Here is a 14572-nt window from a genome sequence, read left to right on the forward strand (position 1 = left end):
GGCCCGGGGCCGCACGGCCCGCCCCGGTCAGTGGCCGCTGACGGCGCGCGCCGTGTACGGCCGCTCCAGCTCCTCGATCTCCTTGCCGGTCAGCTCCAGTTCGACGGCGGCGACCGCGTCCTCGATGTGGTTCGGCTTGGCCGCGCCGACGACGGGGGCGGCCACCGGGTCCTGGTGCAGCAGCCAGGCGAGGGCCACCCGGGCGCGGGGCACCCCGCGTTCGGCGGCGATACGGGTGACGGCCTCGACGATCGCGCGGTCGCTCTCCAGGTACAGCCGGCTGCCGAAGTCGTCGGTGGCGCTGCGTCCGGTGACCGTGCCCCAGTCGCGGGTGAGCCGGCCGCGGGCGAGCGGGCTCCACGGCAGCACGCCGACGCCCTGGTCCGCGCACAGGGGCAGCATCTCCCGCTCCTCCTCGCGGTAGAGCAGGTTGTAGTGGTTCTGCATGGACACGAACTTCGTCCAGCCGTGCCGCTCGGCGGTGTACTGGGCCTTGGAGAACTCCCACGCGTACATCGAACTCGCCCCGATGTAGCGGACCTTGCCCGCCCTGACCAGGTCGTGCAGCGCCTCCATCGTCTCCTCGACGGGAGTGCCGTGGTCGTAGCGGTGGATCTGGTAGAGGTCCACGTAGTCGGTGCCGAGGCGGCGCAGGCTGTGGTCGATCTCGGTCATGACGGCCTTGCGGGACAGGCCGCCCCCGTTGGGACCCGGCCGCATCCGCCCGTGCACCTTGGTGGCCAGCACGATCTCGTCACGGTCGGCGAAGTCGCGCAGGGCCTTGCCGACGATCTCCTCGCTGGTGCCGTCGGAGTAGACGTTCGCGGTGTCGAAGAAGTTGACGCCCGCCTCCAGCGCCTGCCGGATCAGCGGGCGGGACGCCTCCTCGTCCAGGGTCCACTCGTGCGTGCCGCGGTCCGGCAGCCCGTAGGTCATGCAGCCCAGACAGATCCGCGACACGTCCAGACCCGTCGAACCGAGCTTCACGTACTGCATCGTTGCTGCTCCTGCCTTCGACAGCGGTGGTCACGGGCGAGCCTACGTCGTGGCCCGGGCCCGACTTGACGACGGCGGCGTCCGGGCGATTTGATCCTGGGACGTGCCGCGCCGCCCGGCGTGGGGAGGATGGAGCGGACGTGCCCCCCATGGGTGTTCTTCGCGCCGCGGGGCCGCGCACGGCCCTGGGCGCCCTGGCGGCGGTGGCCGTCGTGGCGACGGCCCTGACCGGCTGCGACACCGGCGAACGAGCACAGGACGGGACCGGCTCCCCGGCGCCCGCCGCCCTCCGGCTGCCGCCGCGGGCCGCCGGGTTCGACTACCAGATCGGCGGCTCCTACCCCCCGCCCGCGGGCGTGCGGATCGTCAGCCGCGACCGGTCGGACTCCCCCGCCCCCGGCCTGTACAACATCTGCTACGTCAACGCCTTCCAGGCCCAGCCCGCCGAGCGATCCTCCTGGCCGGCCGACCTGCTGCTGCGCGACGCGCGCGGCGAGACCGTGATCGACGAGGACTGGAACGAGCCGCTGCTGGACATCGGCACGCCCGCCAGGCGGCAGCGGGTGGCGGAGCGGGTGAACCGGTGGGTCGACGACTGCGCCGACAAGGGCTTCGACGCGGTCGAGCCCGACAACTACGACAGCTACACCCGCTCGCACCGGCTGCTCACCGCGGCCGACGCGACCGCGTTCATGCGTCTGCTGTCCCGGCACGCGCACGCCCGGCACCTGGCCGTCGCGCAGAAGAACACCGCGGAACTGGCCGGGCGGCGCGAGCAGGCCGGGCTGGACTTCGCCGTGGCGGAGGAGTGCGGGCAGTACGACGAGTGCGAGGTGTACGCGAAGGCGTTCGACGACCGGGTGGTGGACGTCGAGTACACCGACCAGGGCCTGCGCGCGGCCCGCGCCCGCTGGGGCGGCCGGCTCAGCATCGTCCGCCGGGACCGGGACGTGTCCACGCCGGACAGCGCGGCCTACGTCCGCGCGGCGCGGTAGCCGCGCCGGTTCACCCGTCCGGCCGCCCCCGTCCGGCGGTACGGCGGCGGTCGCCGCCGTACCGCCGCGCGGTCAGCCGGCGCTGCCCCGGACGGTGATGGCGCTCACCGGGCAGGCGCGGGCCGCCTCCCGCGCCATCGGGTCGTCCACGCCCTCTTCGGTACCGGGGAGCAGTTCGCTGTACCCGTCGTCGTCCTGGGTGAAGACGCCGGGCGCGGCCAGCGCGCACTGTCCGGCGCCGATGCAGACGTCTTTGTCGATGTCGATGTCGATACGCATGGACCGAGCCTCTTACCAGGTCACGGGGAGTTCCAGCATCCCCTGGATCGTGTCGCCGGGTTTGAAGGGGATGTCCTTCGCCGGGGCGGCCAGCCGCAGCCCCGGCAGCCGGGTGACCAGGCTGCCGAGGGCGATCTCCAGCTCGGCGCGGGCCAGGTTCTGACCCAGGCACTGGTGGATGCCGAAGCCGAACGCCACGTGGTGCCGGTCGGCGCGGTGGAAGTCCACGCCGTCGGGGCCGTCGTACACGGCCGTGTCCCGGTTGATCACCGAGGTCGCGAAGAGGACGCCGTCACCGGCCCGGATCGTGGTGCCGCCGACCTCGATGTCCTCCAGCGCCACCCGTTGCAGCCCCTCCGCGATGGACAGCATCCGCAGCAGCTCCTCGACGACGGCGGGCAGCAGCGCGGGGTCGGCGCGCAGCTCGGCCAGCCGGTCGGGGTGCTGGAGCAGGGTGTAGACGCCCAGGGAGATCATGTTGGCGGTCGTCTCGTGCCCGGCGACCAGCAGGATCACGGCGAGCGAGACCAGGTCGGCCCGGTCGAGGTCGCCCTCGCGGAGCCGCTGGTGGACGAGGTCGTCCAGGATGCCGTCGCCGGGCGCGCTCTGCTCGGCCTTGGCGTCGATCAGGCCGCCGAGGTACCCCTCCAGCCGGTCGCGGGCCGCCACCGCGTCGGCCGCGGTCGCGCCGCGCAGCAGCCGGCGGGACTGCTCCTCGAAGAACTCGTGGTCCGCGTACGGCACCCCGAGCAGACCGCAGATCACGGTCGACGGCACGGGCAGCGCGAAGGCGGAGACCAGTTCGGCGGGCGGCCCCTGGGCGATCATCGCGTCCAGCAGGTCGTCCACGACCCGCTGGATCCAGGGGCGCAGCGCGGTGGCGCGCTTGACCGTGAACGACGGGATCAGCATGCGCCGCTGCCGGTGGTGCTCGGGGTCGTCCTGGCCCAGCAGCGCCACCCGGCGGTCGCGGCCGGCTTCGAAGCGGGGCGTGGGCACGGGGAAGCCGGGGCGGCGGCGGTCGGTGGACAGGCGGTGGTCGGCGAGCAGGGCGCGGGCCGTGGCCTGCGCGGTGACCAGCCAGACCTCGCGGCCGTCGTAGAGGGTGACGCGGGACAGGGGCCGTCCGTCCCGCAGCGGGTCGTAGCCGGTGGGCGGGTGGTAGGGGCAGGTGCGGTCCTGGGGGAAGGCGACGGGTTCGAAAGAGGCGGCCGGGCCGGTGGGGTCCGTCAGTTCCGTCATGGGAAGACCTCGCAGACGAAGGAGGTGCGTCGAGCCGATCTTCATTAGATGCCCCAGGCATCTATGGGTCGACCCGAAGTTCGGCCACTTCGGTGACCCCGGTGATCTGGCCGAAGCGGCACGGGTCCGGGGGCGGGAACCGGCCGCCGTCCCGGCTGCCCGGCACCGCCGGCCGTCCTCCTTCACATGATGCCGGAAGGCGGGCGCCGCGCGCGGCGAGGAGGCTTCCGGCGGCCTGCGGCGCCGGCAGTCGTGGTACAAGGTGCGGAACCGACGAAAGGACGGCGGACGATGCCTCTCCAGGGCGAGTACGAACCCAGCCCGACGCAGTGGGTGCGCGAGCAGGTCGAGCTGTACGAGGGCTCCGGCGGGACGGAGGGGACGACGCTGCGCGACACCGGGCTGCCGGTGATCGTGCTGACCACCCTGGGCGCGAAGAGCGGGAAGATCCGCAAGACGCCGCTGATGCGGGTGGAGCACGGAGGCCGGTACGCGGCGGTCGCCTCCGTCGGCGGCGCGCCCAGCCACCCGGTCTGGTACCACAACGTGAAGGCGCACCCGCACGTCGAGCTCCAGGACGGCCCCCGGAAGCGGGACATGCGGGCGCGCGAGGTCACCGGCGCGGAGAAGGCGGAGTGGTGGGAGCGGGCGGTGGCCGCGTTCCCGCCGTACGCCGAGTACCAGGAGAAGACGTCGCGGCAGATCCCGGTCTTCGTCCTGGAGCCCCTCGACGGGAGCTGACCGGGAGGCGGACCCCCGCGGGAGGCGGACCCCCGCGGGAGGCGGACCCCCGCGGGAGCCGGCCGTGGCCGGGTGGCGGCCCCTTTCGGCTCGATCCGCCGGCCGGGGCGTGTGAACCGGCTCCCGGGCGGGCACCCGTGCGTCAGGCCCCGCCGCGCTCCCCCGTCGCGGCGGGGCTTTCGCCTGCCTTGTCCGCGGGCCGGTCGGTGACGTCCAGGAAGATCTGGGCGGCCTCCGGGAACATCCGGGCGAGGGACCGCTTGATGCGCATGGCGACCTCCTCGACGCGCTCGCTGTCCAGGCCCGGCGCCAGGTCGATGCGGGCGGCGACCATGGTGGAGTCGAGGCCCATCTTCATGGTGAACAGCGCCTCGACGCTGTCGATCTCCGGCTGGGCCCGCAGCAGCTCCCGGATCCTGCCGCGCAGCTCGGGGTCGGCGGCCTCGCCGATCAGCTGGTCCCGGGCGTCCCGGCCGAGCCGGTAGGCGACGTAGACCAGCAGGAGGCCGATCGCCAGCGAGGCGGACGCCTCCCAGACGACCTGCCCGGTCACCATGTGCAGGGCCATGCCGATCATGGCGAGGGTGACGCCGAGCACCGCCGTGCCGTCCTCGGCGACCACCGTGCGCAGCGCGGGGTCGCGCAGCGCGCCGAGGCCGCCCCCCTGCTGGCGTACCTGGTGCAGGGCTCGCAGCAGCGAGATGCCCTCGGCCACCAGGGCGACCCCCAGCACCACCAGGCCCGCCACATAGCCGCTGAAGGACTCCTCGGCGCCGTTGCGCAGGGCCTCGACGCCCTGGAAGACGGAGAAGCAGCCGCCCATGACGAAGATGCCCACGGCGGCGATCAGGGACCAGAAGAAGCGCTCCTTGCCGTAGCCGAACGGGTGCCGGCTGTCGGCCGGGCGGCGGCTGCGGCTCAGGGCGGCCAGCAGGAAGACCTCGTTGAGGCTGTCGGCGACCGAGTGCGCGGCCTCCGACAGCAGCGCCGGCGAGCCGGCCAGGACACCGCCCACCGCCTTGGCCACGGCGATCACCAGATTGGCGCCGAGGGCGACCAGGACGGTGATCTTGGTGTGCCGGTCGTCCTTGGCGCCGCTGCCGGCGTCCTGATCGGTGCCTTCGTCGGTGCGGCCGGGCGCCGGTGCCGCCCGGCCGTCCGCGGTGGTGGGTGCCGGTCCCCCTCCGTCCTCCCCGGCGGCTGCCTGCGGCCCCTGCGGGCCGGAGGCGTGTGCCGGTCGTGTCGTTCTGCTCTCGGCCGTTCGTGCGGCCGTCTCCCGTTCCGAGGATGTCCCGCTCACCTTTCGCCGACTGCCCCCGACCGGACGGCTCACACCGTGCGGGCCGCGCCAAACGGGGAACGCGTGGGCAGGAGGACCCGGCACGAGGAGGAGACATGGGTGACGACGGCAACAGCGCCTACGGACACCGGGCGTTCAGCAGGTCCAGGAGCCACTTCGCCGACCGCATCACCGCCGACGGCCGCGACGGCTGGCCGGTGGAGGCGGGCCGCTACCGGCTGGTGGTCTCCCGTGCCTGCCCCTGGGCGAGCCGGGCGCTGGTCTCCCGCCGGCTGCTCGGGCTGGAGGACGCGCTGTCCCTGGCGGTCGCCGATCCGGTCCAGGACGACCGCAGCTGGCGGTTCACCCTGGACCCGGACGGCCGGGACCCGGTGCTCGGCATCCGGTTCCTGAGCGAGGCCTACGACAGGCGGGAGACCGGCTACCCGGGCGGGGTGAGCGTGCCCGCGGTCGTGGACGTCCCGAGCGGACGACTGGTCACCAACGACTACCAGCGCATCACGCTGGACCTGGCGACCGAGTGGACGGCCCTGCACCGCCCCGGCGCGCCGGACCTGTACCCGGCCGGGCGGCGCGACGAGATCGACCAGGTGATGGCCGAGGTGTACGAGGACGTCAACAACGGGGTGTACCGAGCCGGTTTCGCCACCCACCAGAAGGAGTACGAGGAGGCGTGCGCCGGTGTCTTCCGGCGGCTGGAACTGCTCGGTGAACGGCTGGCCGGGCAGCGGTATCTGGTCGGCGACACCCTCACGGAAGCGGACATCCGGCTGTTCACCACCCTGGTCCGGTTCGACGCCGTCTACCACGGCCACTTCAAGTGCAACCGCTGGAAGCTGACGGAGCACCCGGTGCTGTGGGCGTACGCCCGGGACCTGTTCCAGACGCCGGGGTTCGGCGACACGGTCGACTTCGACCACATCAAGCGGCACTACTACCAGGTGCACACCGGCATCAACCCCACCGGCATCGTGCCGCTCGGCCCGGACCTCGCCGGGTGGTCGGCCCCGCACCACCGCGAGGAGCTGGGCGGCCGTCCGTTCGGCGAGGGCACGCCGCCCGGGCCGGTGCCGGCGGACGAACGAGTGGCCCCCGAGGGACAGGCCGCATGAGGAACGACTGACGAGGAAGTAGTCACACATGTCCAAGAACAAGAAGAAAAAGCTCCCCCTCGCCTACCAGCCGGTCGGATTCGTTCTCAGCTGGGCGGGCGGTGCCCTGGCCGGAATGGCCTTCCGCAAGGCGTGGAAGGCGATCCGGCACGAGGACGACGCGCCCGACGCCCTGGACCCGGACCGCGGCTGGGGCGAGATCCTGCTCGCGGCGGCGGTGCAGGGCGCGATCTTCGCGGTCGCGCGCAGCGCGGTGGACCGCGCCGGCGCGAAGGCCATCGCCCGGCAGACGGGCGTGTGGCCGGTGACGGAGCCGGGCGGCCGGGACTGACGGCACGCGGCCGGCCCGGCTCCGCCGGGCCGGCGCGCACCCGGGCCCCGGGCCCGGCGGTCAGCCCTGTTTCGGCGCCGCCGGCCGCATGAGGCGCAGGGTGAAGGAGTGGCCGGCGGGATCGGAGTAGCCGCGTTCCTCGTACGGCCCCGCCGCGTCCCTCGTCTCGATCGGCCGGCCGCCGAGCCCCACCACCCGCCGCTCGGCCTCGTCCAGGTCCTCGACCAGGAAGTCGAGGTGCACCTGGAGGGAGTTCTCCGGGCGCGGCCAGCTCGGCGGGGTGGCGTTGGCGTCACGCCGGAAGGCGAGCCGGACGCCGTCGGCGCCCCGGATCTCGACCAGGTTGGCGGACGCGGCGGTCTGCTCGCCCTCCAGGAACTCCCTGTAGAACTCGGCGAGTTTCTCCGGTTCGGCGCAGTCCAGCACGACCACGCCCGCTTTGACCAGTGCCATGGATCCTCCTGGGATGTGTCCTCTCCCAGGCGGATATCCCGGGCCGCCGGATTCAGTCGGTGACGAGCCACTCCCCGTCGCGCATCAGTTCGCGCCCGCTCAGCTCGTCCGCCTCGCGCCAGGCCTGGATCCGCTGCGGGATGACGTTGAAGTACAGGTAGCGGGTGGTCAGTCGGCGCGGGTCGAACCCGGTCTTCCCGGCGAACACCTCGGCGTCCTCCTCGGGCAGGTCCTCGGGCGCGACCACCCGGACGATGCCCTCGACCAGGACGACGTCCCGCGTGGGTCCGATGCCGAGCCGGGCCCGGCCGGTGGCCTGGAGGTTGTGGCCGGTAGGGCTCTCCGCCGGGGTCGCGATCAGCAGCGCGGTGCCGTCCCACACGAACGAGAGCGGCACGAGGTGGGGGGTTCCTCCGTCGGGGCCGGCGGTGGCGACCCATGCGTCGACGTCGTGCTCCAGCCGGTGGAGGGTGTCCTTCTTGCGCTGCCCGGCGGAGCGGGCTGGGGGCGGGGTCATGCCGTACGGCCTCCTCGGAGTGGTCGTTCGCGTTCAGTGTGGCCGTGCGCCCCCGCTCCGCGCACGGAGTGCGCCGAGGTGTGTCCGGGTGGCGCGTGGCGGGCGGCCGGCTGTCCGCCCCCGTATCGCGGGCGGCCGGGAGCACCGTCCAGGGTGCTCCGGCGTACGGCTCGCGGCAGCCGGCGAGCGGTCCCGGACGGGAGCCGTGCCCTCCACCACCGGGTCCCGGCGGGGCCGGCGGCGCGGCCGGCCCCCGCCACCGCCGCGAGCCCTCCGCGCGTGGCCGTCCCCGTCCTCCCGTGCGCCGTCCGGCCCCCGGTACCGGGGCGGCCCGCACGTTCGGCCCGCCCACCGGCAGGTCGCGGCGCTCGGGGGGTGCCGGGCGGGCAGGCTGGGTGCCATGAGCGATGCGAACACGATGCGAGCCATCAGCCAGGACGTCCTGGGCGGTCCCGAGGTACTGCGGGAGGTCCGGGTGGAGCGGCCGGAGCCGGGTCCCAACCAGGTGCTGGTCCGGGTGCGGGCGGCCGGGGTGAACCCCACGGACTGGAAGCACCGGGCGACCGGCGGGTTCCTGGGCGAGCCGCCGTTCGTCCTCGGCTGGGACGTCTCGGGCGAGGTCGCCGCGACCGGCGTCGGCGTGGCCGCCTTCCGGCCCGGCGACGAGGTCTTCGGGATGCTCCCCTACCCCTACGGCCACGGCTCGCACGCCGAGTACGTGCTCGCCCCGGTCCGTGCCCTGACCCGCAAGCCGGCCGCGCTCGACCACGTTCAGGCGGGCGCGCTGCCGCTGGTGTCCCTGACCGCCTGGCAGGCGCTGACCGAGCACGCGGACGTCCGGCCGGGGCAGCGGGTGCTGATCCACGCGGCGGCCGGCGGGGTCGGGCACGTGGCCGTGCAGATCGCCAAGGCGCGCGGGGCGTACGTGATCGGGACGGCGAGCGCGGGCAAGCACGGCTTCCTGCGGGAGATCGGCGTCGACGAGCCGGTCGACTACCGGTCCACCGACGTCACGGAGGCGGTGCGGGACGTCGACGTCGTCCTGGACACGCTCGGCGGCGAGACGTCGGTGCGGTCCCTGCGGGTGCTGCGGCCCGGCGGTGTGGTGGTCTCGACCCTGCCGGTGGGTCCGGCGGACTTCCCCGAGGAGGCCGGGCGGCTGGGGGTGCGGGCGGTGCGGATGCTCGTGGACGCCGACCGCGCCGGGATGACGGCGATCGCGGGACTGGCGGAGTCCGGCGAGCTGAGGGCGACGATCGCCGGCACGTTCCCGCTGGCCCAGGCCGCGAAGGCGCACGAGGCGGGGGACACCGGGCGGACGACGGGCAAGCTGGTCCTGCTGGCGGACTGACCGGGAGCGCCGGCGACACGCGCGAAACTCGAAGACATATGTCATTCGAACATGCTCAAATTCCTTCTGGCGAGGGTAACTTGACGGTCGGCGAGCGTCGTCGGTGCGCGGGGTGGGAGGTGGGACCGAGGTGCGACACGAGCCCGTACCCCTCACCCGGCAACTGGGCGTGTACGACTACCGCGGGCACACGGTGCTGGAGTTCCGCGGCGAGATCGACATCGCCGCGGCGGCGGAGATCGGCCCGCACCTGGACCGGGTCACCGGCCGGGCCGGCGCCCGGGTCGTGATCGACCTGCGGCCGGTGGAGTTCTTCGACTGCTCGGGGCTGCGGCTGCTGTACCGGGCGCGCGCCCGGCTGCTGGAGCGCGGGGGGCGGCTGGACCTGGTGTGCACGCACCCGCTGACGCTGCGGGTCTTCCGGGTCACCGGTCTGGCCCGGCTGCTGCCGCCGCAGCCGGATCCGGACGCGGCCGTCGCCCGTTCGGGGGCCGCGTCCGGCTGCCCGTGAGCTGCGGCCCGGGCGGGCGGTCCGACTGACAGCCGTTCGCCCGACTCCCCGGCCTGTTCCGGCCGTTGGCGGGCATCCGGTCGGCAGAAAGGAGGACCGTCACGATGACGACTTCCGTCAGACGCCTGCCGGGCTGGGTCAAGGTCCTGGCAGCGTTCGTAGTGGTGCTCGCCGTACTGTTCGCCGGCATCAGGCTGGCCGTACTGCCGGGCATCAAGGACCTGTTCGGCACCGAGACGCACGACCGTTCCGGCCCCGCCGTCCTGCAGTCCGTGCAGGACATGAGCCGTTACGACGCGGCCTCGGGCAACTTCCAGGTCGTCGTGGACTTGGAGAAGGACGCCAAGTTCCTGCCCGACGCCATCCGCGGCACCCGCACCCTGTACGTCGGCGCGGGCACCGTGGACGCCTACGTCGACCTCGGACAGGTCGGCGAGAAGGACGTGACGATCGACGCCGACCGCACGTCGGCCACCCTGCGCCTGCCGCACGCGCGGCTGGGCAAGCCGGCCCTCGACCCCGACCACTCCTACGCCGTGACCAAGGAACGCGGTCTGCTGGACCGGCTCGGCGACCTGTTCTCGGGCAACCCGAACAGCGAGCAGGCCGTGCAGAAGCTCGCCGTCCGGCACATCGGGGACGCGGCGCGGAGCACCGGGCTGACCGCCCGGGCCGAGCGCAACACCACCGCCATGCTCCAGGGCCTGCTGCGTTCCCTCGGCTTCCGGGAGGTGTACGTCTCGTACGGCAGGTCGGGCTGATCAGGAGCCCAGCACCCCCGGCAGGGCCAGCGCCCCCAGCACGGTCGCGCCCATCAGCAGCCAGGCCACGTAGTCGCCCACGTGCCCGGACTGCAGGCGCCTGAGGGGCGCGGCCCAGCCGGGGGCGGCCGTCCAGTCCGGCCGGGTGACGGCGAGACCGGCGAGCGCCACCGCCAGCACCGTGGAGGCGACGCCCAGCAGCACCCCGGCCGCGGTCCAGTGGACGGCGACGTGGGCGCCGCCCGACCCCGCCTCGTTGACGGAGCGGGCCACCGCGGCACCGAAGCCGGGCACCACTCCGGCGGTGAAGGCGGCCGCGAGCAGCACGGCGGGCACGGTCGTCATGGTGTCCGGGATCCGGCTCAGCAGGCCGGAGGTCTCGGGCTCCTCGCCGGAGCCGCCGGTCTCGTCCGCCGCGTCCTCGGGCCGCGGCCCGAGGCCGAGGAAGACCCGGGCGGTGACCCGCAGGACCGCGCCCGCGGTGATCGCGGAGGCGGCCACGAACACCAGCGTGAGCGGTCCGCCGACCGCCTCCTCGGCGACGGACTTGCCCAGTGCCGTACCGAACGGCGGCAGCCCGGCGAGCCCGGCGGCGCCCACGGCGAACATCACCCCGGTGGCGCGCAGTTGTCGGGCCCGGCCGTGCAGGTCGTGCTCGTCGACGCTGCCGAACCGGTCCAGCAGGACGCCCGCGCAGGCGAACAGCGCGGCCTTCACCCCGGCGTGGCCGAGGATGTACAGGGCGACGCCGTCGTCCCCCTCGGGGGTGAGGACGCCGAGGCCGGTGAGGAACAGGCCGGTGTGCGAGACGGTGGAGTAGGCGAGCAGCCGCTTGATGTGCCGCTGGTACCAGCACATGACGGCGCCGACGACGGCGGTGAGGGCACCGAGCGTCACCAGGACCCGGGTGAGATCGGCGGCGGGGATGCCGCCGGGGCCGGCGAACACGGTGCCGTACACCCGCCAGACGCCGTAGGAGCCGAGTTCGACCATGATCCCGGACAGGAGCATGCACACCGGGGTGGGCGCGACGGCGTGCGCGTCGGGGAGCCAGAAGTGGAAGGGGACGGCCGCGGCCTTCACCAGCAGTCCGGTGAGCACCAGCACGAAGGAGGCGAGGACCAGCGCGTCCGGGCCGCCGTGCCCGGTGGCGTCGAGTCCGCGCCCGATCTTCGTCATGGCCAGCTCGCCGGTGCGCGCGTACAGCAGGGCGATGCCCGTCAGCAGGGCGTACGCGCCGAGGGAGTTGACGACGCCGAAGGTCAGGGCGCCCTGGACGGCCTTCGCCTCGTCGATGCGGTAGCCGGTCAGGGCGTACGCCACCACGCTCATCAGCTCGAAGAAGACGAACGCGTTGAACAGGTCCCCGGCGATGGCGAATCCGCACATGGCGCCCTGGAAGGCCAGCATCAGCGCGGTGAACGCGCCGCTGTGGCTGCCCAGGGGCTCGTCGAAGTAGCGCCAGGCGTAGGCGAGGGCGGCCAGGGTGAGCAGCGAGACCACCGCGGCCGTGCCGAGCGCCGGGCCGTCCCCGACGACGAGGATGCCGACGCTCTCGCCGCCGACGGGCAGCCAGCCGCCGACCCACTCGACCATCGGCGGACTGGAGTTCAGCAGCAGCGTGATCGCCAGGGCGGCCGTGGCGCCGGCGGCCGCGAAGCCGATGACCTCGGCCGCGGCCCGGGGCAGCACGCGGCCGGCGGCCACCAGCAGTGCGGCGCCGAGCAGCGGGATCACGGCGAGCAGCGGGAGCAGGTGGTGCATCAGCCGTGCAGCTCCCGCAGTTCGTCGGGGTCGACCGTGCCGTGCCGTTTGGCGATCTGGAGGACGAGGGCGAGCAGCAGCGCCGTGACGGTGGCGCCGACGACGATGTCGGTGAGGGTGAGGGCCTGCACCACCGGGTCCACCACCGGCCGGGAGCCGGGTGCGATGTCGGAGAAGACGGGCGCGGTGGCACCGTCGCGGTAGCCGACCGCCAGCAGCAGGATGTAGGTGGCGGACTGGCAGACGGAGAGACAGCCGACGGCGTGGACGAGGTTCCGGCTGGTGGCCATGCCGTAGCAGCCGGTCAGGAAGACGTAGACGGCGACCAGGTAGGGCAGGACGTGCATCACGGTTGTCAACTCCCTTGCTCCTCCTCGATCTCGACGGCCTGGTCGAGGAAGTGGGCGAGCAGGACGACGACCGCGCTGGCCACCTCCATGCCGATGGCCGCGTTCAGCAGGGGGACGAAGCCGCCGGAGGACAGCGTGTTGAAGGTGCCGTACGGCAGCAGCGTGTTGGCCAGGAGCGCGGTGCCGGCCAGCAGCGGGGCGAGGCCGAGCACGAGGTAGGCCGAGACGGCGACCGCGTCGGAGGCCTCGTAGCGGCCGAGCGGGCGGACGCGTTCGAGCGCCGTGTAGTCGGCGCCGAGGTAGAGCAGGTGCAGCGCGGTGGCGGCGACGACCCCGCCCTGGAAGCCGCCGCCGGGGCTGAGCTGGCCGTGCGCGACGATGTAGAGGCCGGTGACCAGCGTGACGGGCAGCACGAGCAGGGCGTAGCGGCGGACCGGAGGGGCCACCACGGCGGGCTCGGGCCGGGCGCGGCGCTCGTCGCGGGCCTGGCGCAGCAGCACCACGCAGCCGAGGACGGCGGCGAAGAGGATGCTCATCTCGCCGAGGGTGTCGTAGGCGCGCTGGTCGAAGTTGACGGAGGAGATGGTGTTGGCGGTGTGCCGGGCGAGGGAGGCCCGGACGGCGCGGTCGCCGTACGGGTGGCGCCGGCCGCCGAAGTCCGGCAGGTCCAGGCAGGCGGCGACGAGCAGGGCGGCCAGGCCGGCGCCGCCCACGGCCAGGACCCACAGCCGCAGCCGCTTCACCGCCGGTCCTCCTCGGCACGTCCGCGGCGCCTGATCTTGCGCACGGAGAGCATGATCAGCAGCGGGGTCAGCACGGAGCCGACGGCGAGCTGGGACAGGCCCACGTCCGGCGCCTGGTCCACGGTGAACAGCGCGGCCAGCAGCACGCCGAGGAAGGACAGCACCAGCGCCTGCCGGGCCGGGTCGCGCTGGGCGACGGCCGCGGTGGCGGAGGCGGCCATCAGCAGCAGGACGACGACGACCAGCGCGTCGGTCACGGGGCGCCTCCCCCGTCCGGCGGTCCGTCAGCCACCCCGCACCCCCCGGAACCCGCCCGCCAGCGCCCGTGAGGCGATGACGTTGCCGCCGATCAGCAGGGCGCCGACGACCAGCAGTTTCACCATCGCCCGGCCGGGCCCGACGGCCGCGCACACCGCGACGACGGCCGCCGCGCCCAGTGCGGCCGCCGACCAGGTCAGCGCCCAGGCCCCGGCGTGCTCCTCGGACAGGTCCTCGGAGAGCAGCCGGGCGAAGACGAGCGTGCCGACCGGTCCGAGCAGGGCCAGCAGCAGGGCGAGGTCGACGTAGGCCGGGCGGGCGTAGCCCTGGGACAGGAGCAGCAGGGCCGGGCAGACGGCGGAGGTGGTCATGTTCTGGGCGATCACCCGGCGGGCCAGGGGGCCGGTGGTCAGGCCCCACAGGGCCGCGGTCCCTCCGCCGGCCAGGGCGACGGTCGCCGCGAGGATCCAGCCGTTCACCGCCGGGCCACCGCCCGCCGGGCGAGCCGGGCCAGGACCGCGCCCGCGGCGGCGCAGCTCGCGCCGACGACGCGTTCCAGGGTGTCGACCGAGCTGATCAGCACCAGCCACAGCAGGCAGAGCGCCGCCCACCAGGCCAGGAGTTCACCGGTGGCGAGGAGGGCCGTCCGGTCGGCCGTACGGCGGATCATGCGACACCTCCTCGGTCCGTTGCGTCCGGGTACGCGGCGGTGTGTCCGGGGTGCCGCTGGGGGCATCCAAGCACCACCGGGCCCGGGCGGGAGCGGCGGCGCGCTGGGTCGTACGCGGAGTGCCCCGCAGGCGTGAACGGAACCACGGCTGTGTACCCGGCGGGCCGGGGACGGCGGCATCCGGGGTGCGATGCCGGG

19 protein-coding genes are annotated in these 14572 nt (G+C 74.0%); 7 read left to right on the top strand and 12 right to left on the bottom strand.

Annotation, left to right across the window (positions count from 1 at the left end; translation table 11 throughout):
- Positions 1–27: 27 nt before the first annotated feature.
- The gene (locus ACZ4K2_RS01035; RefSeq protein ID WP_467472761.1) at positions 28–996 is read right to left on the bottom strand and encodes an aldo/keto reductase; all 969 of its coding nucleotides are present in this window, start codon (positions 994–996) and stop codon (positions 28–30) included.
- 149 nt (positions 997–1145) lie between these two features.
- Between ACZ4K2_RS01035 and ACZ4K2_RS01040 the strand changes: the two genes are divergently transcribed.
- The gene (locus tag ACZ4K2_RS01040; protein ID WP_467472760.1) at positions 1146–1991 is read left to right on the top strand and encodes an endo alpha-1,4 polygalactosaminidase; all 846 of its coding nucleotides are present in this window, start codon (positions 1146–1148) and stop codon (positions 1989–1991) included.
- A 72-nt stretch (positions 1992–2063) separates the two neighbouring features.
- On the opposite strand, the gene ACZ4K2_RS01045 is transcribed toward ACZ4K2_RS01040, so the two are convergent.
- On the bottom strand, positions 2064–2264 hold the full coding sequence (locus ACZ4K2_RS01045) for a ferredoxin (protein ID WP_467472834.1): 201 nt from the start codon (positions 2262–2264) through the stop codon (positions 2064–2066).
- Positions 2265–2282: 18 nt separating this feature from the next.
- On the bottom strand, positions 2283–3512 hold the full coding sequence (locus ACZ4K2_RS01050) for a cytochrome P450 (protein ID WP_467472758.1): 1230 nt from the start codon (positions 3510–3512) through the stop codon (positions 2283–2285).
- Positions 3513–3803: 291 nt separating this feature from the next.
- On the opposite strand from ACZ4K2_RS01050, the gene ACZ4K2_RS01055 reads away from it, so the two are divergent.
- Positions 3804–4253 carry a nitroreductase family deazaflavin-dependent oxidoreductase gene (locus ACZ4K2_RS01055; RefSeq protein ID WP_467472756.1) on the top strand — a complete coding sequence of 150 codons (450 nt, stop codon included), beginning with the start codon at positions 3804–3806 and terminating at the stop codon, positions 4251–4253.
- Positions 4254–4395: 142 nt separating this feature from the next.
- On the opposite strand, the gene ACZ4K2_RS01060 is transcribed toward ACZ4K2_RS01055, so the two are convergent.
- Positions 4396–5553, bottom strand: coding sequence for a cation diffusion facilitator family transporter (locus ACZ4K2_RS01060; protein ID WP_467472755.1), 1158 nt, complete (start codon positions 5551–5553; stop codon positions 4396–4398).
- A gap of 95 nt (positions 5554–5648) precedes the next feature.
- On the opposite strand from ACZ4K2_RS01060, the gene ACZ4K2_RS01065 reads away from it, so the two are divergent.
- Positions 5649–6665 (top strand): glutathione S-transferase family protein, encoded by a 1017-nt coding sequence (locus ACZ4K2_RS01065; protein ID WP_467472753.1) that lies wholly within the window; start codon positions 5649–5651, stop codon positions 6663–6665.
- 28 nt (positions 6666–6693) lie between these two features.
- Positions 6694–6996, top strand: coding sequence for a DUF4235 domain-containing protein (locus tag ACZ4K2_RS01070; RefSeq protein WP_467472750.1), 303 nt, complete (start codon positions 6694–6696; stop codon positions 6994–6996).
- A 60-nt stretch (positions 6997–7056) separates the two neighbouring features.
- On the opposite strand, the gene ACZ4K2_RS01075 is transcribed toward ACZ4K2_RS01070, so the two are convergent.
- On the bottom strand, positions 7057–7449 hold the full coding sequence (locus tag ACZ4K2_RS01075; protein ID WP_467472748.1) for a VOC family protein: 393 nt from the start codon (positions 7447–7449) through the stop codon (positions 7057–7059).
- A gap of 52 nt (positions 7450–7501) precedes the next feature.
- Entirely contained in the window at positions 7502–7966 is a 465-nt protein-coding gene (locus ACZ4K2_RS01080; RefSeq protein ID WP_467472747.1) for a pyridoxamine 5'-phosphate oxidase family protein, read from the bottom strand.
- Between the two features lie 400 nt (positions 7967–8366).
- Between ACZ4K2_RS01080 and ACZ4K2_RS01085 the strand changes: the two genes are divergently transcribed.
- The 3 genes from ACZ4K2_RS01085 to ACZ4K2_RS01095 all read left to right on the top strand — a co-directional run bounded on the left by ACZ4K2_RS01085 (position 8367) and on the right by ACZ4K2_RS01095 (position 10589).
- Positions 8367–9317: an NADP-dependent oxidoreductase gene (locus ACZ4K2_RS01085; protein ID WP_467472745.1), complete on the top strand. Its 951-nt coding sequence runs from the start codon at positions 8367–8369 to the stop codon at positions 9315–9317.
- 130 nt (positions 9318–9447) lie between these two features.
- On the top strand, positions 9448–9828 hold the full coding sequence (locus ACZ4K2_RS01090; protein ID WP_467472744.1) for an anti-sigma factor antagonist: 381 nt from the start codon (positions 9448–9450) through the stop codon (positions 9826–9828).
- A gap of 104 nt (positions 9829–9932) precedes the next feature.
- A complete protein-coding gene (locus ACZ4K2_RS01095; RefSeq protein ID WP_467472742.1) occupies positions 9933–10589 on the top strand; it encodes a DUF4230 domain-containing protein in 657 nt (218 codons plus the stop codon).
- On the opposite strand, the gene ACZ4K2_RS01100 is transcribed toward ACZ4K2_RS01095, so the two are convergent.
- Genes ACZ4K2_RS01100 through ACZ4K2_RS01125 form a run of 6 tightly spaced genes read right to left on the bottom strand, consistent with a single transcriptional unit; the run spans position 10590 to position 14374 of the window.
- Positions 10590–12353 carry a complex I subunit 5 family protein gene (locus ACZ4K2_RS01100; protein WP_467472739.1) on the bottom strand — a complete coding sequence of 588 codons (1764 nt, stop codon included), beginning with the start codon at positions 12351–12353 and terminating at the stop codon, positions 10590–10592. It abuts the gene before it with no gap.
- Positions 12353–12700 carry a sodium:proton antiporter gene (locus ACZ4K2_RS01105; protein WP_467472832.1) on the bottom strand — a complete coding sequence of 116 codons (348 nt, stop codon included), beginning with the start codon at positions 12698–12700 and terminating at the stop codon, positions 12353–12355. Before ACZ4K2_RS01105 ends, ACZ4K2_RS01100 begins: the two co-directional genes overlap by 1 nt.
- A gap of 8 nt (positions 12701–12708) precedes the next feature.
- A complete protein-coding gene (locus ACZ4K2_RS01110; protein ID WP_467472737.1) occupies positions 12709–13446 on the bottom strand; it encodes an MnhB domain-containing protein in 738 nt (245 codons plus the stop codon).
- On the bottom strand, positions 13443–13703 hold the full coding sequence (locus ACZ4K2_RS01115; RefSeq protein WP_467472735.1) for a Na(+)/H(+) antiporter subunit B: 261 nt from the start codon (positions 13701–13703) through the stop codon (positions 13443–13445). The genes ACZ4K2_RS01110 and ACZ4K2_RS01115 overlap by 4 nt, the downstream gene beginning before the upstream one ends.
- Before the next feature lie 27 nt (positions 13704–13730).
- Positions 13731–14183 (bottom strand): MrpF/PhaF family protein, encoded by a 453-nt coding sequence (locus ACZ4K2_RS01120; protein ID WP_467472733.1) that lies wholly within the window; start codon positions 14181–14183, stop codon positions 13731–13733.
- On the bottom strand, positions 14180–14374 hold the full coding sequence (locus tag ACZ4K2_RS01125; RefSeq protein WP_467472731.1) for a hypothetical protein: 195 nt from the start codon (positions 14372–14374) through the stop codon (positions 14180–14182). The genes ACZ4K2_RS01120 and ACZ4K2_RS01125 overlap by 4 nt, the downstream gene beginning before the upstream one ends.
- Between the last annotated feature and the right edge of the window lie 198 nt (positions 14375–14572).

It is taken from the genome of Streptomyces sp. NPDC025833, assembly GCF_055558055.1.